Below are 24,833 nucleotides of genomic sequence, written 5' to 3'. Positions count from 1 at the left end.
GGGGGCACAGGCTCGCACGGACACTCCCTTCGGGCCATGCATCGGCCTGCCCAGCAGGCAGATCATATTTCAATATGTTTTCAATATCCTGCGCCCGCATTCTAATGTAGCCGCGGCGCCACGTCAGGTGATATCCGCCCCAGCGCAGAATCGCACTCAAGCAGTTGTGTGTGTCGGGCGCGGTCGCGTCATGAGGGCGACGCCAATTCGACCCAATTCAAATCGAGCTTGGCAGGCGCCGGATCCTTACGGAGGTGATTCCAATGCCAGACGTCCTCGACCGTTCCGAAATGGCCCCCTCGATTCTGCCGGCGGACGTTCCCGAGCTCAGCGATGATGAATGCCTGGCCTGCCTCGCGCGCGCCGTCGAGGCGCACGATTCGGCGCGGCTCGACGAAGTCGCCGCATTGATCGGCCGCCTCGCAGTCACGATCGAATAGCTCATCGATCACCTTGACGCCTCGGGTTGCGCAGCCTGGTCCGCCGGGCCAACGGACGTGTTGCGTTTTCGCGGAGCCTGTTCCAAAGATGCCGCCAAATTTCGTCCGCGGCATCGTCCGCATTGCAGGGTCCGCAAATGTCCGGTTTCTCGACCGCGCGCCTAAAAATGGTCGATGGCCAGGTGCGCACCAATGACGTCACCGATCGCCGTATTCTCGACGCGATGCTCACAGTTCCGCGCGAGGCGTTCGTGCCGATTGCCAGGCAGGCATTGGCCTATCTCGACCTCGATCTCGACGTGAGCGAAGGCGGGGCCAAGCGGTTCCTGATCAAGCCGCAGCTGACCGGCAAGCTGCTCCAGGCCGCCGAAATCGGCGAGGGGGACAACGTGCTGGTGGTCGGCTGCGCCACCGGCTACCTCGCCGCGCTGACGGCCCGGCTCGCCCGTCAGGTCACCGCGACGGAGTGTGATTCGGCCCTGGCCGCGAAGGCCAAGGATGCTTGCGCCAGCCTCGCCAACGTCACGTGCAAGGCTGCAGCCTGCGCCGAAGGGGATCCTTCTGCCGCTCCCTATGACGTCATTATCCTCAACGGTGCCTTCGAGGTGACGCCAGAGGCGCTGCTCGGGCAGCTCAAGGAGGGCGGGCGCCTCGTGGGGGTGTCGGCCCAATCCACGCCCCCCCGGGCCGTGATCGTGACCCATACCCACGGTGAATTCGGCCATCGGGCGCTGTTCGATGCCGCAGCTCCGGTCCTTCCCGGGTTGGAACGGGCCGCCGCTTTCGTTTTCTGAACGCCCGATTGAGGGCTTTGGCCCGTTAAAATCCCGTTCTGAATCAGAAGTGTGGCCCGGATGCTGCACGTGAAGAGTTTCCACCGGGAACTACCTTCAGGTGGTTCCGTTGCGCCAATTGGCAGCCTATGTTGCTGAGGGGCAACGACTCCACTCGGTAGACGGTATCCTAGCTCGCGGGCACGAGCGGGGCGTTAGAATGAACGGAATTTAAGGGATGCATGGGGTGAAGCTCTTCACCGGAGCTGCGGTTTCGGTCCTGCTGCTGGCGCTTGCCGGGCCGACGCCTGCCTTGGCGGACACGATCGAGGCCGCCTTGGTGCGGGCCTATCAGAACAATCCGCAGCTCAACGCACAGCGCGCCCAGGTGCGCTCGACCGACGAGAACGTGCCTCAGGCGTTGTCGGGCTATCGTCCCAGGGTCGCGCTGACGGCGAACGGCGGCTATCAATATCAGGATACACTGAGTTCGCCGGGGCCGGGTAACACACCAATCAACGGGCCCAGCGTGCCGCGCAGCGTGGGTGTGACCGTCACGCAGACGCTCTATAACGGCAACATCACCGGCAACAGGACGCGCGCCGCCGAGAGCCAGGTTTCCGGCTCCCGCGAAGCGCTGCGCAGCCTGGATCAGAGCGTGCTGCTTCAGGGCGCTTCGATCTACATGGACTATCTGCGCGATGCAGCTACGCTCGAAGTCCAGCGCAGCAACGTGCGCGTGCTCGAGCAGACGCTGAAGCAGACGCGTGATCGCTTCAACGTCGGCGAAGTGACGCGCACCGACGTTGCGCAATCGGAAGCGCAGCTGGCGGCTGGCAAGACGCAGGCCCTCACGGCCGAAGCAAATCTCACCACGACGCGCGCGAACTTCCGCCGCATCATCGGCAACGAGCCGACGAACCTCGCGCCCGGTTCGCCGGTGGATCGTTTCTTGCCCGCAAGCCTCGCCGGGGCAGTCGAGCTCGGCCTGATCGAACATCCCAACGTCACGGCCGCGATGTTCGGCATCGACGTCAACTTTCTGCAGGTCAAGGTCGCCGAAGGCGCGCTGCTGCCGACGATCGCGTTGCAAGTGGGGGCCACGCAGGGGAACGAACAGTCCTTGATTCAATACAGGTCGTTCAACGCGTCCGCCATCGCGCAGGCCAATTGGCAGCTCTACGATGGCGGCAATACATATTCGCTGATCCGCCAGTCCAAGGAAAACCTGGCGCAGCAGCGTCTCAACCTCGAAACCACCCGCGACCAGACCCGCGCGACGGTCGTGCAGTGGTGGGGTTCGCTGCAGGCCGGTAAGGCCCAGGTGCAGTCCGCGCAGGCGCAGGTCACGGCGTCCGAGATCGCGCTGAACGGCGTGCGCGAAGAAGCCAAGGCTGGTCAGCGTACCACCCTCGACGTGCTCAACGCGCAGCAGGCGCTGGTCAACGCGCGCGTCGCGCTGGTGACCGCACAGCACGACCGCGTGGTCGCGTCCTATCAGGTTCTGGCCGCCATCGGCCGTCTGTCGCCGCAGGTCCTCGGCCTTGCGACCACGGTTTATGATGCGAGCGTTCACTACCATCAGGTCCGCGACAGCTGGGCCGGCGTGCGCACGCCTGACGGACGCTAAGGTCCGTAGTCATCCGGTCGGCCTCGCAAACAGCCGAGGCCGACTGGTGCTTTGCTTGCAATCATCAAAATCCCTGACATAGCCTTGCCAAGAAGATGCGGGTCGATTCGCCCGGCACCTGATGTCGTGTGCGTAATGGCTTGAGTGCCGAGGGCAGGGGCGCACCGCCGCACGTTGAGCCGTGAACTGGGGACAAGTCGGGCTGCCGCGACGAAAATGTCGGGGCGTCCGTTGCGGAACCGGCCAATCCTGTCGTGCTTGGTGTAAAACAACGCATGCGAGGGCGTTGATGATGTGGAGTCGGAGATGACGCAGCCTGCAAAGGTCACAGAACCCTCGATGGAGGAGATTCTGGCCTCGATCCGGCGCATCATTGCCGACGATGAGGCCAAGCCGCCGCCGGCCGAAGCTGCCAAGCCAGCGCCCGCTGCAGCTGCGCCGAAGCCGTCAGCAATGAACGACATTCCGCCATCCAAGGTCGCTCCCGCGAAACCTGCTGCCGAGAAGCCCGCGCCGCCGCCGGTTGCGAAGCCGGCTCCAGCGCCGCCGCCGCCCGCACCTGCGGCGGATGCATCCAATAACCAGGACGATATTGATGCTCTGCTGGCGGGGCTGGACGCGGCTACGCCTGCGCCCGAGGTCCGTGCACCTGAGCCAGAGCCCGAACCTGAACCCGACGTGCTCGAATTGACCGACGAGATGGCGGTGGATCCGGAGCCGACGCCGCCTCCGCCGCCGCCGAGCTTCCGCAAGGTCGAGCCGCGCGACGATCTGGAATTCGCCGAATCGCCGCTGCGCCTGATGCCGTCATCGTCCTATGCGGCGGTGGACTACGATGCGCCGCCGGTACCGCCCCAACAGCCGATCCTGGCCCAATCGACGGTCTCGGCGGTCGAATCCGCCTTCAACTCCCTGGCCCACACGGTGCTCAGCAGCAATGCGCGGACGCTGGAAGATCTGGTCAAGGAGATGCTGCGTCCGATGCTGAAATCCTGGCTCGACGACAACCTGCCGGGCCTCGTTGAACGCATCGTGAAGGCCGAAATCGAGCGGGTCTCGCGCGGCGGCAGGTGAGGGCGGCTCCCGAGCCCTCATAAAGCCCCTCTTATGCGCCTGTTTGGCCTGCCGACCGGCCGGAAAGCCGTTTTGCCGCCGGGCTTTCCGTTGATCCTCTCCCGGACCTTTTCGTTGACTTGCCCCCCGCGCGCGGCTTTCTAGCAGCCCATGATCGAGAAAAATTACCAGCCCGCCGATATCGAAGCCCGCATGTCCGTCGTGTGGGAGGACAGCCTTGCCTTCAGGGCCGGCCGCCCCGACCGCCGCGACGCAGTGCCCTTTACCATCGTGATCCCGCCGCCGAACGTGACGGGCTCGCTGCATATGGGCCACGCCCTCAACAACACCCTCCAGGACATCCTGTGCCGGTTCGAGCGCATGCGCGGCCGCGACGTGCTGTGGCAGCCCGGCACCGACCATGCCGGCATCGCCACCCAGATGGTGGTCGAGCGGCAGCTGATGGAGCGTCAGCAGCCCAGCCGCCGCGAGATGGGCCGCGAGAAGTTTCTGGAGCGGGTCTGGCAGTGGAAAGCCGAGAGCGGCGACACCATCATCAACCAGCTCAAGCGCCTCGGCGCCTCCTGCGACTGGTCGCGCGAACGCTTCACCATGGACGAGGGCCTGTCGAAGGCCGTCATCAAGGTGTTCGTCGAGCTGCATCGCGACGGCCTGATCTACAAGGACAAGCGGCTGGTGAACTGGGACACCAAGCTGCTGACCGCGATCTCCGACCTCGAAGTGCAGCAGACCGAGGTCAAGGGCAGCCTGTGGTATCTGCGCTATCCGATCGAGGGCAAGACGTTCAGCCCCGAGGATCCCTCGAGCTTCATCGTCGTCGCCACCACGCGGCCCGAGACCATGCTCGGGGATACCGGCGTGGCCGTGCATCCCGACGACGAGCGTTATCAGAAGCTGGTCGGCAAGAACGTGATCCTGCCGCTGGTCGGTCGCAAGATTAAGATCGTCGCCGACGAATATTCCGATCCGGACAAGGGCTCGGGCGCGGTGAAGGTGACGCCGGCGCACGACTTCAACGACTTCGAGGTCGGCAATCGCCACGGCCTGGGCCGGATCAGCGTCATCGACAAGGAAGGTTGCCTCGACCTCGTCGACAATGAGGATTACCTGCGTAACCTGCCGGAAGGCGCTTCGCAGTTCGCCGAGGAGTTTCACAAGGTCGACCGCTTCGCGGCGCGCAAGCGCATCGTCGAGCGACTGGAATCCTTCGGCTTCGTCGAGCGGATCGAGCCGCACACCCACATGGTGCCGCACGGCGACCGCTCGAACAGCGTGATCGAGCCCTATCTGACCGACCAGTGGTACGTCGACGCCAAGACGCTGGCAAAGCCCGCGATCGCGGCGGTGCGTTCGGGCGAAACGACGTTCGTGCCGAAGAACTGGGAAAAGACCTATTTCGAGTGGATGGAGAACATCCAGCCCTGGTGCATCTCGCGCCAGCTGTGGTGGGGTCATCAGATCCCGGCCTGGTACGGCCCTGACGGCAAGGTGTTCGTCGCCGAGACCGAGGAGGAGGCCGTCAGCCACGCGCTCGGCTATTACGTCGAGCAGGAGGTCATCACGGCCGAGCAGGGCCGCGAGATGGCGCTCGACCGCAACAAGCGCGAAGGCTTCATCACGCGTGACGAGGACGTGCTCGACACATGGTTCTCCTCGGCGCTGTGGCCGTTCTCGACGCTCGGCTGGCCCGAGGACGCGCCGGAAGTGCAGCGCTATTACCCGACCAACGCGCTGGTGACCGGCTTCGACATCATCTTCTTCTGGGTCGCCCGGATGATGATGATGGGCCTGCACTTCATGAAGGAAGTGCCGTTCTCGACGATCTACATCCACGCCCTCGTCCGCGACGAGAAGGGCGCCAAGATGTCGAAGTCGAAGGGCAACGTCATCGACCCCCTCAACCTGATCGACGAATACGGCGCCGACGCGTTGCGCTTCACGCTGGCCGCCATGGCGGCGCAGGGACGCGACATCAAGCTCGCCACCAGCCGCGTCGAGGGTTACCGGAATTTCGCAACGAAGCTCTGGAATGCGTCGCGTTTCGCGGAGATGAACCACTGCGCGGTGCCCGACGGTTTCGAGCCGGCGAAGGCCAAGGAGACGCTGAACCGCTGGATCGCGCATGAGAGCGCGCACACCACGCGCGAGGTGACCGAGGCAATCGAAGCCTATCGCTTCAACGATGCGGCCGGTGCAATCTACCGCTTCGTCTGGAACGTCTATTGCGACTGGTATGTCGAGCTCGCAAAGCCCGTGCTGCTCGGTCCGGACAGCCCCGCCAAGGACGAAACCCGCGCCATGGTCGCCTGGGCGCGCGACGAGATCCTGAAGCTGCTGCACCCCTTCATGCCCTTCATCACCGAAGAGCTGTGGGAGGTGACGGCCAAGCGCGACGGCCTGCTGGCGCTGGCGCAATGGCCGCTGAAGCCGTCCGAGCCGACGCCGGAGCAACTCGCGATGCTTGCTGCGGCTGCCGGGCCGACCGATCCGCTGATCTCGCCGGTCCTGATCATGCCGATCTTCGACCATGCCGACTTCACCGATCCCAAGGCGGAAGCCGAGATCGGCTGGGTGATCGACCTGGTCACGCAGATCCGCTCGGTGCGCGCCGAAATGAACATCCCGCCGGCAACGCTGACGGCGCTGGTGCTCGCGGGCGCCTCGACCGAGACGAAGGAACGCGCGCCGCGCTGGACCGACGTCATCAAGCGCATGGCACGGCTGTCCGACATCTCCTTCGCCGACCGCGCACCTGATGGTGCGGTTCAGCTCCTCGTGCGCGGCGAGGTGGCCGCGTTGCCGCTGAAGGGCGTGATCGACGTCGCCGCCGAGCGCACGCGCCTCGACAAGGAGATCGGCAAGGCCGACGCCGACATCAAGCGCGCCGAGTCCAAGCTGGCGAACGAGAAGTTCGTCGCCAACGCGGCCGAGGAGGTCGTCGAGGAGGAGCGCGAAAAGCGCGAGGCAGCACTGGCCCGCAAGGCCAAGCTGCTGGAGGCGCTGGAGCGGCTGAAGCAGGCGTCGTAGAGCGTTTTGAGCGAAGTGGAAACCGGTTCGCGTCAAGAAAACGCGTCAAAACTAGAATCTAGAGCCCGTTCCATCGGAACGGGTTCTAGGGCTACTTCGGAAACGGCTTGCTCAAGAACTTCGAGCCCTTGACGCCATAGCGCCAGGGCAGCTCGACGGCCTTGGTGATGCCGATCCGGATGCCGGCCACCACCTCGACCTCCTCTGTCCGCGCATGCAGCGCGATCGGCGGCCGGTCCAACGGCAGGGCGTTGTGCGCGATGGTGATGCCCAGCGCCTCGGTCAGCTTGCCGGGGCCCGAGCACAGCGCGTGCACCTCCTGGAGATGGCGGCGGCGGCGCATCGCCGCCAGGCTATGCGTCGGCTCCAGCGCGCGGATCAGCACGGCGCTGGCGGAGCCTTCCTCCTCGCAGACGAAGTTCACGCACCAGTGAATGCCGTAGGAGCGATAGACATAGGCAAAGCCGGGCGGGCCAAACATGATTTGGTTCCGCGGCGTCGGGCCATTGTAGGAGTGCGCCGCCGGCTCGGTATGATGATAGGCCTCGACCTCGACGATGAGGCCGCCGACGCCATTGACCAGCATAGTGGCCCCGATCAGGTCGGGCGCGACCTCGTGGACGCTGCGGCCGAAAAACGCACGCTTCAGGGCTTTGCCGAGCCGCGGTGGTGAGGCTTTCGAGGTTGGAGCCATTCGAGGTGAGAATCGCCAGAGAACAGAGCAGGATATTGCCCATATCTGCCATGTTCCCTGAAGCGGCGCGAGCCGGGTTGCGGCAGGCAGCCAGACCGACTAGGTAGGACCTGAACAGACCGGACAGCCCATGGTCGTTATTGTCGACACCATCTCGAACCCGTTGCGCCCCCGCCACCCTGAAAAGGTGAATCGCCCTGATTCCGCTTCGCCGCCGAAGCCGGACTGGATTCGCGTGCGCGCCCCCAATACCCGCGGCTATGCCGACACCCGCAACATCGTGCGCGCCAACGGCCTGCATACCGTGTGCGAGGAGGCGGGCTGCCCGAACATCGGCGAGTGCTGGGACAAGAAGCACGCGACCTTCATGATCATGGGGGACACCTGCACCCGGGCCTGCGCGTTCTGTAACGTCAAGACCGGCATGCCCAATGCGCTGGATGCGGCCGAGCCACAGAACGTCGCCGAAGCCGTCGCCAAGCTGGGGCTGGCCCACGTCGTCATCACCTCCGTCGACCGCGACGATCTGGCCGATGGCGGCGCCGAGCATTTTGCAGAGACCATCCGTGCGATCCGGGCCGCGTGCCCGTCGACCACGATCGAGATCCTGACGCCGGACTTCCTGCGCAAGGAGGGCGCGCTGGAGGTCGTCGTCGCGGCGAGGCCCGACGTGTTCAACCACAATCTCGAGACCGTGCCGTCGCGTTACCTCACGGTGCGGCCCGGCGCGCGCTACTTCCACTCGATCCGGCTGTTGCAGCGGGTCAAGGAGCTCGATCCCACCATCTTCACCAAGTCCGGCATCATGGTCGGCCTCGGCGAGGAGCGCCACGAGGTGCAGCAGGTGATGGACGATCTGCGCTCCGCCGACGTCGACTTCCTGACCATCGGGCAATATCTCCAGCCGACCCGCAAGCATCACGCCGTGATGCGCTATGTGCCGCCCGACGAGTTTTCGTCCTACGAGAAGGTCGCCTACACCAAGGGTTTCCTGATGGTGTCGGCGAGCCCGCTCACCCGTTCGTCGCATCATGCCGGCGAGGACTTTGCGAGACTGAAGGCCGCACGGGCCGCGACTGCCCGCTGAACCGCCATGCCCAAATTTTCAAGCAAGCGCCGTGTCCATCACAGCGCGTCCGAGATGTTTGATCTGGTCGCCGACGTCGAGCGCTACCCGGAGTTCGTGCCGCTGTGCAGCGCGCTCAAGATCCGCCAGCGGATGGCCAAACCCGACGGCACCGAGGTGCTGGTCGCCGACATGACGGTGTCGTTCAAGCTGGTCAAGGAGTCCTTCACCAGCCGCGTGACTCTCGACCGCGCCAATCTGAATATCCGGGTCGAATATCTGCAAGGCCCGTTCAGCAACCTCGAGAACCGCTGGACGTTCGAGCCCAAGGGTGAGGGCGTCTGCGACGTCGGATTCTTCCTGGCCTACGAGTTCAAGAGCCGGATGCTGGCGATGCTGATGGGCTCGATGTTCGATGCCGCGTTCGCGCGCTTCTCCATCGCATTCGAGAAGCGGGCGGATGCGATCTACGGCCGGCCGAAGCTGGCGTCGTCGTAAGGCGTACTCTCTCCGCCGTCATTGCGAGGAGCCCTTGCGACGAAGCAATCCAGGGTCTTTCCGCGGAGGGATTCTAGATTGCTTCGCTGCGCTCGCAATGACAGCGAGGCTCAATCCACCGCCTTCACCACATCTGGAGGCTGCGAGGCGTAATACGCCGCGGCCGCCTCGATCTCCTGCGGCGTCATCGCGCGCGCGATGTTGCGCATCTGCTGGCTGATGTCGTTGCGCCGCTCGCCGGACGCGAAGGCCTGGAGCTGCGCCTTCATATAAGCCTCGGACTGGCCTTCGAGCCACGGGCTGCCGGTCTTGTTGTCGAGGCTGCCATGGCAGGCGCCGCAGGGCGCGATGCCGCGGATCGGCGCGCCGTAGATGACGATGTTGGGCTTCGGCAGCTGCGGCGTCGGGTGATAGGCTGCCGGCCGCGGCAGATAGGCGTAATAGTTGGAGAGATCGGCGATCTCCTGGTCCGTCAGGTTGACGGCGAACGGCGACATCACGGCATTGGTGCGCGCGCCCGAGTGGAAATCGTGCAACTGCTTGTAGATCACGGCGGCATATTGGCCGGCGAGATTGGGCGAATCCGCGCGGCTGATGCCGGTCGGGCCGTGGCAGATCGCGCAGCGCTGCGCCAGCGTTGCGCCCCGGCCGATCGCTTCCTGGCTCGGACGTGCCAGTGTACGCGAGGTCAGCACGACCTCCGATAATTGCTTGCTCTGCTCGGGCGCCCTGACGTTCGGCGCGCGCTGTGGCACACCTGCGGCGCTGCAAATCGCGTCCCAGACACTGGCGAACTGCACCCAGGGCTGCGCGAAAGGCAGCACGATGAAGCCGGTGATCGCCGTCACGATCAGGATCGCGGCGGTGATGCCGACGCCAATCCTGAAATGGCTGTTGCGGAAGGTGAAGAGGTCGCGCGTACTCATCACTGCGCTCCCACATAGACGGCCGGCACCGACGTGCCCTCGGTCAGCGCCAGCGTCACGATCGGGTAGCCGTAATTGGTGAGGGTGAGGACGATCATCAGCGCCACCCACAGCGCATGCGTGTTGAGCGCGACCGGCACGGTCGCGGGCTGATGCACGGCCAGCGCAAAGCGGTACGGGCCGGCGTCAGCCTGAGGCGCACGCATGCCACGTGCGAGGATGACGATGAACATGATGCCCGACGCCAGCAGGATGAAGCCGCCGATCGCCGAGAAGGTGACCGAGAGCGCCTGAGGCGCGATTGCGGGATCGCCGAAGTCGAAATAGGCCATGCGGCGCGGCATGCCCAGGATGCCGACCCAGTGCCACGGGAAGGTCGTGATGATCATGCCGATGAACCACAACCAGAGCTGGGTGCGGATCAGGCGGATATCGATGAGCTCGCGCCCGGTCAGATGCGGCCACAGATCATAGGCGATCGCAAAGTACATGATCACGATAGCGCCGCCGAAGATCAGGTGGAAATGGCCGGTGATCCACTGCGTGTTATGGATCGACGCGTCGAGCTGGTAGCTCATGTTGATGAGGCCGCCGGCGCCGCCGAAACCGAGCATGACGAACGAGAACGCCAGCGCCAGCATCATCGGATTGTCCCAGGGCAGCGCCCTGATCCAGCCGAACATACCGCGGCCGCCGCGCAGGCGGGCGGCGATCTCGACGGACGCGCAGATCGTGAACACGGTCAGCAGCGTCGGCAACGCGACCAGTGCCGTGAAGGCCGAATGGATGAACTTGAAGCCGGCGCCGACCTGCGGATCGGCGAAGGTGTGGTGCATGCCGATCGGCATCGCCACCACCAGGAACAGGATGAAGGAGATCCGCGCCATGCTGTCGGAATAAACCCGGCCACCGATCGCGCGCGGCACGATGGTGTAATAGGCGATGTAGGTCGGCATCAGCCAGAAATAGACGATGGCGTGCAGCGTCCACGAGAAGAACACGCGGGCAAGACCCGCGTCGATCGTGGCCTTCAGGCCGGCCGCGACGGGAATGATCTGGAGCAACAGCTCGAGGGCGGCGCCGACCGCGGTCCAGGCCCACAGATAGGAGCCCGCGACATTGGCGAACATCGCCAGCGGCACCGGTGCGCCGGGATGGGCCTTCCGCCAGACGCGCAGATTGATCGCCATCAGCGCGACCCAGATCCAGGAGCCGACCACGACCAGCACGACGCCGAGGTAGTAGAAAACGTTGCCGATCAGCGGCGGATAGAAGGTGTAGAGCACCGAAGCGCGGCCGAGCGCGACCGGGACCATTGCCATGATCGCGCCCGCCACGATCAGCCAGAAGCCGGTCCAGGCCCAGCGCACGCCGACGAGGCGCTGCTCCAGCGCGGACTCGCTGATGGCATAGCCAAAACCCATCGCGACGAGCGTGGGAAAGACGTAGCCCATCACCGTGCCGTGCGCGGTCAGCGAGCGGTAATAGAGCTCGGGATTGGACAGCCAGGTGCCGATCGGGCTGCGGATGAACATCTGCCACGCGCCGAGCGTGAGCGCGATGCCGAACACGCCGAAGGCCAGCCAGAAATGGGCGAGGATGAGCTTCCTATTGACCAACACAGCTCAGCCTCCCGCCACCCTTCGCGCGATCGGCGAATTCGGTCTTGTCGATCACCTTGACCTTGCCCCACATGCCCTCGTGGCCGAAGGAGCAAAACTCCTGGCAGGGCATCAGATAGTCGCCGGTCCTCGTAAAGCGCATCAGCTGCTCGGAGATGTAGCCGGGCACCAGCATAGTGTTCACGTTGGTTCCCTGGATCAGGATGCCGTGGACGACGTCGGCGCTGGTGGCGCGCATGGTGATCGGCGTGTCCACGGGCACCACGATGCAGGCCGGCGTGAAGGAATATTGCTGGCCGATCGCGCGCACCGTCACATTGCCGTTGGCCTCCAGCACGCTGCCGAGATTGCTCTCGACGAACTCGCCGGAGAGATGAATCCGCGATGGATCGGTGGTTTCGACACGCGGCTGCGGCATGGTGGCGCGATGGATGCCGGCGAAGGCTGCCAGAAGCGCCATGCCGACGACGATTATCACGGCAATGGTCGCCCAGCGCCGCTCGACGCGGGCCGCGACCTCGGCGCTGCCATGGGTGTGGGTGTCCCCTGCGCTCATTGCAGCGATCCGCGCGGCAGGAAGACGAAGAGATAGAAGGCAAACCACATCGCGACCACGCAGGCCGTGGCGATGCCGGCCAGCACGATCGCGCCGGACGGTCCTTGCGAGACGACTTCCTCGACGGCCTGGTCGGCGGCGGCTGGGCTGGTCGGCGGATCGGAATTGAACATGACGCCTCTCAGTTCAGCGGTGCGGAGCGCAGCTCGTTGGCCTCGCGCGCCGAGACCGGCGTGCCGCGATTGCCCCAGGCGGTGCGGATGTAGGAGACGACGGCGGCGACCTCGTTGTCGGAGAGGAGGCCTGCGAAGGGCGGCATGCCGTAGGGCATCGGATTGCCCTTGGTGCCCGGCGGATAGCCGCCATTGAGCACCATGCGGATCGGATTGACCGCCGACTGCATCTCGATCGACTGGTTGTTGGCGAGCGGCGGCCAGTGCGGCGGCTTGCCTTCGCCCTGCGCCCCATGACAGCTCGCGCAATTCTTGTCGTAGACGGTCTTGCCGAGGCTGATCAGCAGGCTGCTCTCGGTGTTCGGCAGCGCCGAGCTCGGCGCCGGCGGAGGCGAGGGCTCCGCGATGCCCTTGAGGTACACCGCCATGGCGCGCGTGTCCTCGTCATTGAGATATTGCAGGCTGTTGTGCACGACCTCGGCCATCGGGCCGTAGACCACGCCGCGCATGGAGACGCCGGTCTGGAGCAGATCGGTGATGTCCTTGATGCTCCAGTCGCCGAGACCCGCCTCACGGTTGGAGGTGAGGGACGGCGCGTACCAGTTCTGCATCGGGATCAGGCCGCCCTTGAAGGCGTCCGATTGCGAGGTGCCGCCGAGCGCGTTGATCGGCGAATGGCACATGCCGCAATGGCCGAGGCCCTCGACCAGATAGGCGCCGCGATTCCATTCCGCCGACTTGGTGGGGTCGGGCTTGAATTCACCCTCGCGGAAGAACAGCGTGCGCCAGCCGAGGATGAGCTGGCGGTTGTCATAGGGAAAGCGCAGCTCGTGCGGCTTGTTCTTCTGGTTCACCGGCTGAATCGAGCGCAGATAGGCGAAGATCGCGTCGCTGTCGGCGCGTGTCACCTTTGTGTAGGACGCGAACGGCATCGCGGGATAGATCAGCCCGCCATCCGGGAAACGGCCGTTGTGCATGGTTCTGTAGAAATCGTCCGCGCTCCACTTGCCGATGCCGGTCTCCGGATCGGGCGTGATGTTGGAGGTGTAGATCGTTCCGAACGGGGTCGGCATCGGGCGCCCGCCGGCAAACAGCCGGCCCTCGGCCGCAGTATGGCAGGCCGTGCAATCGCCGGCGCGGGCGAGATATTCACCCCGCGCAATGACGTCGCCGGCCTTGTCCTGCGCTTGCGCGGCCGTGATGAGCGCGGCAAGGGCCAGGAGTTTGATCGATAGCAGCGTGATCGACAGTCTTGAGCCCATCATGCGCCTCGTCAGTTGGGCTGGCTGCCGCAGCCGAACGGCAGCGCGTAGGTGCCTTTCGGGACGGGGGCCGGGTTGGTGGGCGCGGGTCGCGTCGCGAGCCAGGCCGCAACGGCGGTAACATCTGCTTCCGTCAGATGGCCGGCGACGAGCTGCATGCAGTCCGGCGATTTTGCCGTCCGCGTGCCGTAGCGCCAGGCGCCGAGTTGCGCACTGACGTAAGCGGCGCGCAAGCCCAGCAGACCGGGGATGCCGGGCTGCATGCCGGTGAGGCCCGGGCCGTGACAGCTCACGCACGCCGGTATGTTACGACCGGCATCGCCGCTGGTCGCGAGCAGCTCGCCCTGCGCCAGCACTTCCTTGCTGACTTCGCTCGGCGCGGGCTGCGGCAGCGGCGGATGCTCGCTGGCGAAATATTCGGCCATCGCCTCCAGATACGGATCAGGCAGAAACTCCAGCAGATAGTTCATCGGCGGGTATTTGCGCCGGCCGCTGCGGAAGGCGAGGAGCTGGTTGTAGAGATAGCCGGCCGGCTTGCCGGCAAGCCGCGGGAAATAGACGTCGCTGGTGCCTTCGCCCTTGTTGCCGTGACAGGGCGTGCACGCCTCCACCCGCGCCGCCATGGTATCCGGCGGCTGGTTGGCCGTTTGTGCTGCAGTACCATCAATAGCGGCCAAGGTAGCAATAGCGATTGCCAGTGCAGTGTCGCGAGCGAACACGCCGTCGCCCTCCAGAAAGCAGGACCGGGTTGATTCCTGGCCACAGCGTAGAGCCGCATTATTGCGCCAATACAGTCGCGCGCAAGATCGGACATGGCGATGACGCTTGGTCGCGGTTGCACATTTGCGATCCTGATCGAATTCGACAAGAATTGCGTGCTTTTTGAAAACTGGCGTAACGCCGCGATCTCGCGGCGTATTCCGCCCGAGCTTTGCTTCACAAGCGGGAAGCGCGGCAATGTGGAATCCGTTCGCGCGCGCGGATGTTCTGCCGCTTGGGCCGGGCAGACGACCCACCATCAGAGTGCATCTTCCCGTCGGGCGACAAGTGCAGTTTGTGCCAAAAAGCAGCGCGCTGACGCAACACCCCTTGCCGCAAACGGCGCACCACGAGCTCTGCCCTTCGCGAAAGGTTTGACTACAATCCGAGTCGGGCGCGGGCGCTTTATCGCGGGATCGGGGAGATGGGACGCTGGAAGCAGGCATGGAGCGAAGAAGACCTTGGCAGGCTGAAGGTACTGGCAGGCACCAAGCCGATTGCGCTGATAGCGAAAGAGCTCGGCCGGACCCGCGGCACGGTGCTGGCGAAGGCGATTGAGCAGAAGCTCCCTGTCATTTGTCGGACGAAGCGCCAGGAACAATAAGGCGCGATATCGCTCGCGATCGGTCTGGCGTTACAGGGCACGCTGTCCAATCTCGCTGCCGGCGTGATGCTGCTGCTGTTCCGGCCCTTCCACATCGGCGCCGACGTCGAGGTCGGTGTGGGGCGTGGCGATCATCAATCACAGCGCGGGCGCGCTGCTGGCGGCGGCATGACGTGTTTCTAGCCGCGCGGTGACCGCGGCGTCCTGCGCTTCACCGCATGCCGGCGCGGTGAGCGGGTCACGCGAGGCCGCAGGCGGGTTGCCGCGGCGGCGCGCCGGGGCTTGGGCTGGGCCTTCGGGCCGCGGGCGAGATCCATCAGCATGCGCAATGCCTCGACCACCGAGCGCTGGCGCACGGCGGTCCGGCCGATCGCGCCAAAGCGATGCTCGCGATGGACGATGCGGCCGTCGCGCGCGGCAACCGCAAAATGCACGAGGCCGACCGGCTTGCCGGGCGTGGCGCCGCCGGGGCCGGCGATACCGGTGATGGCAACGGCGAGATCGACGCCGGCACGCTCCAGCGCGCCGACCGCCATCGCGGTTGCGGTCTCCTTGCTGACGGCGCCGAAATTGGTGAGCGTGCTCGCCTCGACCCCTAGCATCGCGCGCTTGGCGTCATTGGAATAAGTGACGAAGCCGCGGTCGATCACGTCGGAGGAGCCGGGAATGTCGGTCAGTGCGCCGGCAACCAGGCCGCCGGTGCAGGACTCGGCGGTGGCAATCGTCAGCTTGCGCATCCGGCACAGATCGAGCAGCGAGCGGGAGAGGGCGCGTGCGTCGCTGCCGCCCATGACCTAGACGCTCCAGGGCAGGCGGATGGTGGCGCTCGCGGTGGCCGCGATGCCTTCCTCGCGGCCGGTGAAGCCGAGCCGCTCGCTGGTGGTCGCCTTCACCGCGACGCGCGAGATGTCGACCCCGGAGATCTCGGCGATGCGGGCGCGCAAGGTGTCGCGCAAGGGGCCGATCTTCGGCCGCTCGCAGATCATCGTCACCTCGAGGTTGGCGACGCGACCGCCGCGCTGCGCAACGCGCTCGATGGCGTATTTCAGGAACTGGTCGGAGGAAGCCCCCTTCCACTTGGCATCGCTCGGCGGGAAGTGCGAGCCGATGTCGCCGTCGGCGAGTGCGCCGAGGATGGCGTCGACCAGCGCATGCAGGCCGACATCGCCGTCGGAATGGGCGAGGAAGCCCTTGGTGTGCGGCACCCGCACGCCACAGATCATCACGTGGTCGCCTTCGCCGAAGGCGTGCACGTCATAGCCGGTGCCGGTCCTGATATCGCCGAGCAGGCTGGCCAGGCGCGCTTCCTCGCGCACGAAATCCTCGGGAGTGGTGAGCTTCATATTGGCAACATCGCCTTCAAAGGTTGCGACCGTCAATCCCGCCCATTCGGCAATCGCGGCATCGTCGGTGAAATCGCTGCGCCCGTCCTTCGCCGCGCGACGATGCGCCTCGAGGATGACGTCGAAACGAAAGGATTGCGGCGTCTGCGCGATTCGCAAGGCTGCGCGGTCCGGCGTGTCCTCGACATTGCCGCTCTCGCCGGTGACCTTGATGGTATCGGTGACGGGAACGACGGGGAGCGCAGCGCCGGTGCGGCTGGCCGCCTCGATCGCGCGCGAGATCACGCCTGCCGAGACGAAGGGGCGCGCGGCGTCGTGGATGAGCACGATATCGGGCTTATGCTTGGCGAGTGCTTCGAGCCCTGCGAGCACGGAGGCCTGCCGCGTCGCGCCGCCATTGGTCGGCGGCTCGTGGCTGAGACCTGCGACCGCTGCCGTGAACATGGCGCTGTCGTCGGGGTTCACCACTGGCTGCACGGCAAACACGTCGGGGTGGCGGCTGAAGGCTTCCATGGCGCGATAGATCACGGGCACGCCGCCGATCTCGCGATATTGCTTGGGACCACCGGCGCCAGCCCGCAGGCCGCGTCCGGCCGCGACAAGGACGACTGCGGTGCGCTGTGATTTCGCCATAGGACTCAAATACTCAGTTGGTGATGAAGAGAGTCGGGGAGTGGGGTGATTGCCGCATGCCTCTAGCACGGCAGGCCCGCAAAAAAAGGGGGTTTCCCCGGATTGTGGGAAACAGCATTTTGCTGCACTGCACTTGAAAGATTTGCAGAACTGTCTAAACTGTAGGCATGACGCTTGACTGCACAAGAATTGTGCGCAAGATAGGTCATGGCAGGCGCGATGAGGCCCTGCCTACGCAACGAGACCCCTGTGACCGGCTCGGCAGTATCAGGCTCTAAGCCGTTGAAAATTGGCGATATCGAGGTCGCCACCCCGGTCTTCCTGGCGCCGATGTCGGGGGTCACCGACTCGCCCGTCCGCCGGCTCGCCGCCGAGCTCGGGGCCGGTCTGGTCGTGTCCGAAATGACCGCCAGCGATGAGCTCGCGAATGGCCACAAGATGTCACGGTTGCGCTGCGAAGCGACCGGGATCGGGCCTCATGTGGTCCAGCTCGCCGGCTGTGAGGCGCACTGGATGGCCGAGGGGGCCCGGATCGCCGAAGCCGGAGGCGCCGACATCATCGACATCAACATGGGCTGTCCGGCCCGGCACGTCACCGGCGGCCAGTCCGGCTCCGCCCTGATGCGCGATCTCGACCATGCCGTCAGCCTGATCGATGCGACGATCGCGGCGGTGAAGGTGCCGGTGACCCTGAAGATGCGGCTCGGCTGGGACGATCACACCCGCAACGCGCCGGAATTGGCGCGGCGTGCGGAAGTCGCTGGCATCAAGCTCGTCACCGTGCACGGCCGCACCCGCTGCCAGTTCTACAAGGGCGAGGCCGATTGGGATGCGATCCGCGCGGTGCGCGAAGCGATCTCCATTCCGCTCGTCGTCAATGGCGACATCACCACTTACGAGAAGGCGCTCGCGGCGTTGGAGGCCTCCGGCGCCGATGCCGTGATGATCGGCCGCGGCGCGCAGGGGCAGCCCTGGTTGCCCGGCGAGATCGGCCGCCGCCTGAAGGGTGGGGCGGTTGAAGCCGCGCCGTCGCTCGAGACCCAGCTGCATTATGTCCGCACGCTCTATGAGGGCGTCTGCGCGCTCTACGGCCTGCGGATCGGCCTCCGGCACGCGCGAAAACATCTCGGCTGGGCGCTCGACGTCGCGGCCGATGTGAGCCGTGCGCCGGCCGAGAAGCTGAAAGCCTGGCGCCAGAAGATCCTCACCTCCGAGGATCCGCGCCTCGTCCACCAGTCGCTGCAAGATGCCTTCGACGATTTCGCATGGAGCGCTGCTGCATGAGCTCAGTTGCTGACCATCGCCGGCCGCTTCCGTCCGAGAGCGACGCGATCCTGGATGCGCTGCCCAATCCCGTGCTCATGATCGGGCCGGACGGCAAGATCGTCGCCGCCAACATCGCGACCGAAGCCTTCTTCGACATCTCGACGCAGTTTCTGAAACGGCAGTCGCTGAAAGAGCTGGTGCCGTTCGGCAGCCCCTTGCTGGCGCTGATCGACCAGGTTCGTTCGTCGAACTCGCCGGTCAACGAATACAAGGTCGATCTGGGCACGCCGCGCATGGGCGGCGACCGCCAGGTCGACCTGCATGTCGCCCCGCTGACGGAGCGGCCCGGCCATATCGTGGTGATGCTCCAGGAGCGCTCCATCGCCGACAAGATGGACCGCCAGCTCACCCATCGCAGCGCCGCGCGCTCGGTGATCGCGCTGGCCGCCATGCTGGCGCATGAGATCAAGAATCCGCTCTCCGGCATCCGCGGCGCCGCGCAGCTGCTGGAGCAGCAGGCCTCGTCCGAGGACCGCATGCTGACGCGGCTGATCTGCGACGAGGCCGACCGCATCGTGACGCTGGTCGACCGCATGGAGGTGTTCGGCGACGAACGTCCCGTGGTGCGCGGTCCCGTCAACATCCATTCCGTGCTCGATCACGTGAAGCGACTGGCGCAGTCGGGCTTTGCCCGCAACATCCGCTTCATCGAGGATTATGATCCCTCGCTGCCGCCGGTCCTGGCGAACCAGGATCAGCTCGTCCAGGTGTTCCTCAACCTCGTGAAGAACGCCGCCGAAGCGCTGATCGACGTCCCCGACGCCGAGATCCAGCTCACCACCGCGTTCCGTCCCGGCGTGCGTCTGTCAGTCCCCGGTCAAAAATCCCGTGTATCGCTGCCGCTCGAGTTCTGCGTGAAGGACAACGGACCAGGCGTGCCGGACGATCTTCTGCCCAACCTGTTCGATCCCTTCGTGACCACCAAGCAGACCGGCTCGGGTCTTGGCCTGGCGCTGGTCGCAAAGATCATCGGAGATCACGGGGGCATCATCGAATGCGAGTCTCAGCCGCGCAAGACCACCTTCCGCGTGCTGATGCCGATGTATTCCACATCGGTCAAACATGCCGATCAAAGCAGCCGCGACGGCTCTGCCGGGAAGTCGTCGTCTGCGTCACAGGGGGCGAAATGAGGATTAACGATGCCCGCAGGTAGCATTCTCGTTGCGGATGACGACACCGCCATCCGTACAGTTCTCAATCAGGCACTGTCCCGCGCCGGCTACGAGGTCAGGCTGACCGGCAATGCCGCAACGCTATGGCGCTGGGTCAGCCAGGGGGAGGGCGATCTCGTCATCACCGACGTGGTGATGCCCGACGAGAACGCCTTCGACCTGCTGCCGCGGATCAAGAAGATGCGGCCCAATCTGCCCGTCATCGTCATGAGCGCGCAGAACACGTTCATGACCGCGATCCGCGCCTCCGAACGCGGGGCGTACGAATATCTGCCAAAGCCCTTCGACCTGAAGGAGCTGATCGCCATCGTCGGCCGTGCGTTGGCCGAGCCGAAGGAACGGGTCTCGACGCCGGACGAGGACGCCGAGATGGAGGCGATCCCGTTGGTCGGCCGCTCGCCGGCGATGCAGGAAATCTACCGCGTGCTGGCGCGTCTGATGCAGACCGACCTCACCGTGATGATCACGGGCGAGTCCGGCACCGGCAAGGAGCTGGTGGCGCGCGCGCTGCACGATTACGGCAAGCGCCGCAACGGCCCGTTCGTCGCGGTCAACATGGCAGCGATCCCGCGTGACCTCATCGAGTCCGAACTGTTCGGCCACGAGCGCGGCGCCTTCACCGGCGCCAACACCCGCGCCTCGGGCCGGTTCGAGCAGGCCGAGGGCGGCACGCTGTTCCTGGACGAGATCGGCGACATGCCGATGGAGGCGCAGACCCGCCTGCTGCGCGTGCTCCAGCAGGGCGAATACACCACCGTCGGCGGCCGCACTCCGATCAAGACCGACGTGCGGATCGTCGCGGCGTCCAACAAGGACCTGCGCGTCCTGATCCAGCAGGGCCTGTTCCGCGAAGATTTGTTCTTCCGCCTCAACGTCGTGCCGCTGCGGCTGCCCCCCTTGCGCGAGCGCATCGAAGACCTGCCGGACCTCGTGCGGCACTTCTTCACGCTGGCCGAGAAGGACGGCCTGCCGCCGAAGAAGCTCGATGCGCTGGCGCTGGAGCGGATGAAGCAGCACCGCTGGCCCGGCAACGTGCGCGAGCTCGAGAATCTCGCCCGGCGCCTCGCCGCGCTCTATCCGCAGGACGTGATCACCGGCTCCGTCATCGACGGCGAGCTGGCGCCGCCCACGGTCAGCCCGGGTGCCGCGGTCCAGCAGGGCGTCGACAATCTCGGCGGCGCCGTGGAGGCCTATCTGTCCTCGCACTTCCAGGGCTTCCCGAACGGCGTGCCGCCGCCGGGCCTCTATCACCGCATCCTCAAGGAGATCGAGGTGCCGCTGCTCACGGCCGCGCTCGCCGCCACCCGCGGCAACCAGATCCGCGCTGCGGACCTGCTCGGCCTCAACCGCAACACGCTGCGGAAGAAGATCCGGGACCTCGATATCCAGGTGTATCGGAGCGGGGGCTAGTCTTCCCGAACGGACGGTGGCTCAGCTCCCCCTACCAAAGCGGAGCTGAGCCTGTCCGGATCGCGCTGGCCGTTGTGGCTAACGCGGTGAGCAAAAGTCCGAATCAGGCCGAAACGTTCCGCTGGAACGTATGAATTGTTATTCAACCGCCGAGCGCTGCGTCGCGCTCATCTGATCAGCCGCGCCGAGACCGGCTGGGCACTGGCGACGTTCGCCAGCGGCTGCTGCACCCCGAGACCGTTGACCAAGAGGTCGGCGGCTACGATCAGCAACAGCACGGCCGACACCATCATCGCGAGAAAGAACCTGTCCATGCCGGTCAAGCCGCAGGGGCGGGAATCCGTTCCCGCAAGCGAGGTTTGCCAGAACAGCGGCCTGTGGATGCGCCGGTCCGTCGCGGCGAGGGCGCCGCGGAATTGTCGCAATTCGGCAACTAAACGCGACAATAGCTTAATTCAAAGACTTACATCATTTCAGCGACTTAAGCGGAATTGCTTCACAATCCAATCAAATTGCGATAGTTTGCCCCACTCAGAAATCTCATTCCGAAACTGGGGTAGCCCTCAGTTTGAAATCTCAGCCGTCTCCCTGTAGGGACCGCGAACAGCCGCTTCAGGAGCGGCCGTGGCGAACTTGACGTTCTTTTGCTTCCGACCAACTCTCATCGCACTGGACGGCCTTGGCGGTCACGTTGCGCACGGTCTTGTCGTGGAAGGCGGCGCAGGCAAATCCGGCATCAATCAGCAGCGTGGAAACGGTGTTGATCGAAACCCCAGTGATCCGGGAGAGCATCGAGAGGGTTTGCTAAGAATGCAACTTTAGTTTTTGCAATTGGTGCAATGCACGCATTGATAATGTTTGGTTCCATGCGCTAAGAACCGCGAGTTACATATCATATTATTTGGTTGGCGTGCTATTCGCTGACCCCATGAGCAAAGCACCCAAGAAAATGAAAACCCTCGCCCTGTTCAACCACAAGGGCGGCGTAGGCAAGACTACGCTGACCGTGAATGTTGCTGACACGCTAGTCGATCTCGGCTTCAAAGTACTTCTGATTGACGCCGACCCGCAGTGCAATCTCACCTCCTTCTACTTGGAAGAAAAATACCTTGATGAACTGCTGGGCGAATCTGATGACGCCGATGGCGGAACGGTTTGGTCCGCCATCAAGCCCGTAGTTGACGGCAAGGGTCCGATCAAGGACATCGACCTCGTTGATATTAGAGAGGGGCTTTATTTGTGTCCGGGCGATGTTCTTCTGGCCGACTACGAAGAAGAGCTTCCCGCTGCTTGGATAGGCTCTTTCGCCAGAAAGCAACGTGACTACGACGTGATGTGCGCGCTTTCCCATGCCATTCGAGCAATGGGGAAAAAATGCAACGCTGACATTATCATCTACGACGTTGGCCCGAACGTTGGGCCGCTCAACCGCACGATTCTCCTAGATGCTGATCACTTCGCCACTCCCGTTGCGGCCGATCTGTTTTCTCTAAGGGCGCTTTCAACAGTGGGGAGGTCGCTTGCACGGTGGATCAAGGACTGGAAAACAGTTCGAGGGCTGGCGGGGACTGCAGAAAAAAAGACGCTGCTGGACGGCAAACCCGAATACCTCGGCTACATAACCTCATCTTACAAGGTCTCTTCAGGCCGAATTGCCACGCTCCCGCATGAGTACTGGGAAGCCAAAATCGCCCCACGGGTAAACAGCAAAATCATCGCGGACCTGCGCGCGGTAGACCCCGCCTTGGCACCCCATGGGAGCCACAAGATCGGTGTCATCAAAAATTTTCAGAGTTTGGCACCGCAAGCACAGCATCTCGGTCTCGCGATCGGAAAGCTCAAGGGTCACGCTAATTCTGGGTATTATTCCCAGATAGAAGAGGCAGCGAGCGAGTTTGATGATTTGACGCGCGAAATCGTCAAGCGGATGGGCTTGAAGATACCATGACCGCTTAAATTTCAAACTGAGACACTGCCCAAACTGGACCAATATGCCGATTGAACCTTCAGAGCCCGTCCGCTGGCTCCTATCCGCGTTGAGCGGTGCAATGGCTGGTGCTTTAGGAGCCGCACTTCTGTTGCCGACCAAGTTTGGCGAGGCGGCCTTTAAATACCGCTTTGACAAGGCCGTCGAGGGCCTCAAGGCGGAACAAGGCGCAAAACTAGAGCAGCTTCGGGAAAGACTAAATCACTTTGCCGACCGAAGCCGACGATCCAACGAAATGGAGTTCGCGGCAATTCGCGAAGTTTGGGACAAGACAATCGAGGCGCAACAGGCGACGGTGGACTGCACCACAAGCCTCATGGAATACCCCGACCTAAAGCGATTGACTACCGAAGAGTTGGACGGGTTTCTGACGACTAGCGGCTTTTCCAGGGAGCAAGCCGATCAAGTACGCCAAGCAGCCGATCACAACGACATGTACGTCAAGGTGTTAATGTGGCGCAGCATCGCGAACGCGGGCCAAAAGAACTTTGATGCTGAGTTGCTCCTACGGAAGCAACGCATTTTTATGCCCGAAGAAATACGGAAGCAATTTAGCGCGCTCCATGACTTACTACGAGGTGCTCAAGTTGAGCGTAGGCTACAATTACAGCATCCGCATATTCCCCGGGCCGAGTGGGGCGGGGCCGTCCTTAAGTTCGCCAAGGAGGGTGAGGCTTCATTAGAGCGTCTGGCGCAAAGCGTAAACCAACGGTTATCGCGCCAAGAGACGATAGGCTGATCGGCACTTACTCGCCTGCCTCTTCCCAAACTCTAATTGCACGCTCGTTCAACCTCGTCTTGTTTGCTTCGCGGCAATAATACAGTGCCATCTTCGAGGTCTTATGACCAAGTACGGCCATGATCTCCAGTTCACTGCAACCAAGCTCGGCGAGTGTGACCGCTGCGCTTTTGCGCAACCCATGCAGCGTGTATCTCGGAGCGCCGATCTCCTTCAACCTGCGCTTTACTGCCGTCGTCAAAGCACCGGGCGTGCATGGTTTGCCCCACCTGTTCGTAAGTATGTGCTCGCTAACACGAGGCGTCGCTCTAAGCACTTCGCGCAATCTCCTGTGCGCGTGAATTGAAATCGTCTCCGCTGTCTTCTGTTGGGCGATATGGATTTTGTTACCATCGAAGTCACACCACTTCATGGCCACCACGTCACCCCGACGCTGGCCCGTGTAAAGCAACAAGTGAAATGCGAGATGGAGAGTTGGATGGGCCGCTTGCAGAAATGCGCGCTGCACGGATACCGGCCAAGGCTTGTGAGGGGACTTGACCCTGTAGTGCTTGTTCGCGCTGGCCGTGGGATTTGACCGGCCCTTTCTTCTGCACTCCCGCAGTCCCTTGCTGAATTTCCAGAGAGTGGAGATCAGATGCCGGTGGAGGTCGGCTGTAGATGGGCCATGTTCATTGGCGATTTGGGCGCAATAGAAATCGACATCGTCAGTGTCGAGGCGAACAAGAATGCGATTACCAATCTTTTCGCGGATCACCTCAAGCGCCCGTCTATAGGCTAGACGCGTTCGATCTCCCAAAGCCGCGTGTTGGTTCGATTTCAGGTACTTCCGGATGACCGATCCCACGCTGCCGGGGCGCCAGTTTTGGAAGAGGGCGCGACGGCTGGCTTTAGAGCCTCCCCTTATCCGATCGCGAGGCTGATGGAGCGCAAGCAGGGCGTGGTAATTCTTCAGGTACTCGGCTGACCCCGGCTCACCTTGTATCGCGTACTCTGCGCGCCGAATTCTGAAATAGTGGCGTGTTTTGCCTGACCGATCAGGCACGCGGTGAACATACTTGAGCCGCTGTTCGGGCATCCCAAGAAGCTCGCGACGAGTTCCAAAAGCTACTCATAGTC

Annotated in this window: 24 protein-coding genes and 2 pseudogenes; 14 read left to right on the top strand and 12 right to left on the bottom strand. The window is 63.9% G+C overall.

The features are described from left to right. Positions 1-263 precede the first annotated feature (263 nt). From AB7290_RS21535 to AB7290_RS21515, 5 genes are all read left to right on the top strand, one after another. Positions 264-440: a hypothetical protein gene (locus AB7290_RS21535; RefSeq protein ID WP_094183926.1), complete on the top strand. Its 177-nt coding sequence runs from the start codon at positions 264-266 to the stop codon at positions 438-440. Between the two features lie 137 nt (positions 441-577). Beyond that, a complete protein-coding gene (locus tag AB7290_RS21530) occupies positions 578-1,234 on the top strand; it encodes a protein-L-isoaspartate O-methyltransferase family protein (RefSeq protein WP_063983331.1) in 657 nt (218 codons plus the stop codon). 217 nt (positions 1,235-1,451) lie between these two features. After that, the gene (locus tag AB7290_RS21525) at positions 1,452-2,843 is read left to right on the top strand and encodes a TolC family outer membrane protein (protein ID WP_071914064.1); all 1,392 of its coding nucleotides are present in this window, start codon (positions 1,452-1,454) and stop codon (positions 2,841-2,843) included. Between the two features lie 339 nt (positions 2,844-3,182). After that, positions 3,183-3,917, top strand: coding sequence for a PopZ family protein (locus AB7290_RS21520; protein WP_223154042.1), 735 nt, complete (start codon positions 3,183-3,185; stop codon positions 3,915-3,917). Between the two features lie 150 nt (positions 3,918-4,067). Beyond that, positions 4,068-6,944: a valine--tRNA ligase gene (locus AB7290_RS21515; protein WP_085399548.1), complete on the top strand. Its 2,877-nt coding sequence runs from the start codon at positions 4,068-4,070 to the stop codon at positions 6,942-6,944. 91 nt (positions 6,945-7,035) lie between these two features. Here the strand turns inward: AB7290_RS21515 and AB7290_RS21510 are convergent, their stop codons facing one another. Further along, positions 7,036-7,638 carry a DNA-3-methyladenine glycosylase gene (locus AB7290_RS21510; protein WP_085399549.1) on the bottom strand — a complete coding sequence of 201 codons (603 nt, stop codon included), beginning with the start codon at positions 7,636-7,638 and terminating at the stop codon, positions 7,036-7,038. 130 nt (positions 7,639-7,768) lie between these two features. On the opposite strand from AB7290_RS21510, the gene lipA reads away from it, so the two are divergent. Together lipA and AB7290_RS21500 are read left to right on the top strand one after the other, a co-directional pair. Further along, positions 7,769-8,725 (top strand): lipoyl synthase, encoded by a 957-nt coding sequence (lipA, locus tag AB7290_RS21505; RefSeq protein WP_085399550.1) that lies wholly within the window; start codon positions 7,769-7,771, stop codon positions 8,723-8,725. 6 nt (positions 8,726-8,731) lie between these two features. Continuing rightward, entirely contained in the window at positions 8,732-9,202 is a 471-nt protein-coding gene (locus AB7290_RS21500) for a type II toxin-antitoxin system RatA family toxin (RefSeq protein WP_071914058.1), read from the top strand. A gap of 110 nt (positions 9,203-9,312) precedes the next feature. Here AB7290_RS21500 and AB7290_RS21495 read toward each other — a convergent pair whose 3' ends face one another. From AB7290_RS21495 to AB7290_RS21470, 6 genes are read right to left on the bottom strand one after another with little or no spacing between them, the layout of a single operon-like run. Then, a complete protein-coding gene (locus AB7290_RS21495) occupies positions 9,313-10,128 on the bottom strand; it encodes a c-type cytochrome (RefSeq protein ID WP_085399551.1) in 816 nt (271 codons plus the stop codon). Further along, a complete protein-coding gene (locus AB7290_RS21490; RefSeq protein ID WP_085399552.1) occupies positions 10,128-11,750 on the bottom strand; it encodes a b(o/a)3-type cytochrome-c oxidase subunit 1 in 1,623 nt (540 codons plus the stop codon). The genes AB7290_RS21495 and AB7290_RS21490 overlap by 1 nt, the downstream gene beginning before the upstream one ends. After that, positions 11,737-12,306, bottom strand: a complete 570-nt coding sequence (locus tag AB7290_RS21485) for a cytochrome C oxidase subunit II (protein ID WP_085399553.1) — start codon at positions 12,304-12,306, stop codon at positions 11,737-11,739. The genes AB7290_RS21490 and AB7290_RS21485 overlap by 14 nt, the downstream gene beginning before the upstream one ends. Then, positions 12,303-12,479, bottom strand: a complete 177-nt coding sequence (locus tag AB7290_RS21480; RefSeq protein ID WP_166341619.1) for a hypothetical protein — start codon at positions 12,477-12,479, stop codon at positions 12,303-12,305. Before AB7290_RS21480 ends, AB7290_RS21485 begins: the two co-directional genes overlap by 4 nt. Before the next feature lie 8 nt (positions 12,480-12,487). After that, complete coding sequence (locus AB7290_RS21475; RefSeq protein WP_094183930.1) at positions 12,488-13,744, bottom strand: cytochrome c; 1,257 nt, start codon at positions 13,742-13,744, stop codon at positions 12,488-12,490. Positions 13,745-13,752: 8 nt separating this feature from the next. After that, positions 13,753-14,364 (bottom strand): c-type cytochrome, encoded by a 612-nt coding sequence (locus AB7290_RS21470; RefSeq protein WP_225048829.1) that lies wholly within the window; start codon positions 14,362-14,364, stop codon positions 13,753-13,755. A 560-nt stretch (positions 14,365-14,924) separates the two neighbouring features. On the opposite strand from AB7290_RS21470, the gene AB7290_RS21465 reads away from it, so the two are divergent. Continuing rightward, the gene (locus AB7290_RS21465) at positions 14,925-15,104 is read left to right on the top strand and encodes a hypothetical protein (protein ID WP_071914051.1); all 180 of its coding nucleotides are present in this window, start codon (positions 14,925-14,927) and stop codon (positions 15,102-15,104) included. Further along, positions 15,105-15,233, top strand: a pseudogene (locus AB7290_RS21460) (mechanosensitive ion channel domain-containing protein); the annotation flags it as partial. Positions 15,234-15,283: 50 nt separating this feature from the next. Here the strand turns inward: AB7290_RS21460 and AB7290_RS21455 are convergent. After that, the gene (locus AB7290_RS21455; RefSeq protein ID WP_085399554.1) at positions 15,284-15,895 is read right to left on the bottom strand and encodes a CinA family protein; all 612 of its coding nucleotides are present in this window, start codon (positions 15,893-15,895) and stop codon (positions 15,284-15,286) included. A gap of 3 nt (positions 15,896-15,898) precedes the next feature. Then, positions 15,899-17,080 (bottom strand): bifunctional 2-C-methyl-D-erythritol 4-phosphate cytidylyltransferase/2-C-methyl-D-erythritol 2,4-cyclodiphosphate synthase, encoded by a 1,182-nt coding sequence (locus AB7290_RS21450; protein ID WP_085399555.1) that lies wholly within the window; start codon positions 17,078-17,080, stop codon positions 15,899-15,901. A gap of 282 nt (positions 17,081-17,362) precedes the next feature. On the opposite strand from AB7290_RS21450, the gene dusB reads away from it, so the two are divergent. From dusB to ntrC, 3 genes are read left to right on the top strand one after another with little or no spacing between them, the layout of a single operon-like run. Beyond that, positions 17,363-18,364: a tRNA dihydrouridine synthase DusB gene (dusB, locus tag AB7290_RS21445; protein ID WP_094183931.1), complete on the top strand. Its 1,002-nt coding sequence runs from the start codon at positions 17,363-17,365 to the stop codon at positions 18,362-18,364. Continuing rightward, positions 18,361-19,536 carry a two-component system sensor histidine kinase NtrB gene (locus AB7290_RS21440; RefSeq protein ID WP_028147561.1) on the top strand — a complete coding sequence of 392 codons (1,176 nt, stop codon included), beginning with the start codon at positions 18,361-18,363 and terminating at the stop codon, positions 19,534-19,536. The genes dusB and AB7290_RS21440 overlap by 4 nt, the downstream gene beginning before the upstream one ends. Before the next feature lie 9 nt (positions 19,537-19,545). Next, positions 19,546-20,988: a nitrogen regulation protein NR(I) gene (gene ntrC / locus AB7290_RS21435; protein WP_028147560.1), complete on the top strand. Its 1,443-nt coding sequence runs from the start codon at positions 19,546-19,548 to the stop codon at positions 20,986-20,988. A 167-nt stretch (positions 20,989-21,155) separates the two neighbouring features. Here the strand turns inward: ntrC and AB7290_RS21430 are convergent, their stop codons facing one another. Together AB7290_RS21430 and AB7290_RS21425 are read right to left on the bottom strand one after the other, a co-directional pair. Next, on the bottom strand, positions 21,156-21,302 hold the full coding sequence (locus AB7290_RS21430; RefSeq protein ID WP_201266141.1) for a hypothetical protein: 147 nt from the start codon (positions 21,300-21,302) through the stop codon (positions 21,156-21,158). Positions 21,303-21,593: 291 nt separating this feature from the next. Next, a pseudogene (locus AB7290_RS21425) lies at positions 21,594-21,774 on the bottom strand (IS1 family transposase); the annotation flags it as partial. A 142-nt stretch (positions 21,775-21,916) separates the two neighbouring features. On the opposite strand from AB7290_RS21425, the gene AB7290_RS21420 reads away from it, so the two are divergent. Further along, on the top strand, positions 21,917-22,936 hold the full coding sequence (locus AB7290_RS21420; protein ID WP_085399558.1) for a ParA family protein: 1,020 nt from the start codon (positions 21,917-21,919) through the stop codon (positions 22,934-22,936). A gap of 100 nt (positions 22,937-23,036) precedes the next feature. Continuing rightward, complete coding sequence (locus AB7290_RS21415) at positions 23,037-23,714, top strand: hypothetical protein (RefSeq protein WP_144030655.1); 678 nt, start codon at positions 23,037-23,039, stop codon at positions 23,712-23,714. A gap of 7 nt (positions 23,715-23,721) precedes the next feature. On the opposite strand, the gene AB7290_RS21410 is transcribed toward AB7290_RS21415, so the two are convergent. Next, positions 23,722-24,792: a tyrosine-type recombinase/integrase gene (locus AB7290_RS21410; protein WP_085399560.1), complete on the bottom strand. Its 1,071-nt coding sequence runs from the start codon at positions 24,790-24,792 to the stop codon at positions 23,722-23,724. Between the last annotated feature and the right edge of the window lie 41 nt (positions 24,793-24,833).

It is taken from the genome of Bradyrhizobium sp. 613_E4_N2_2 (genome assembly GCF_052075995.1).
In the GTDB taxonomy this organism is placed as follows: domain Bacteria; phylum Pseudomonadota; class Alphaproteobacteria; order Rhizobiales; family Xanthobacteraceae; genus Bradyrhizobium; species Bradyrhizobium barranii.
This window is presented reverse-complemented; position numbering and strand designations above follow the sequence as displayed.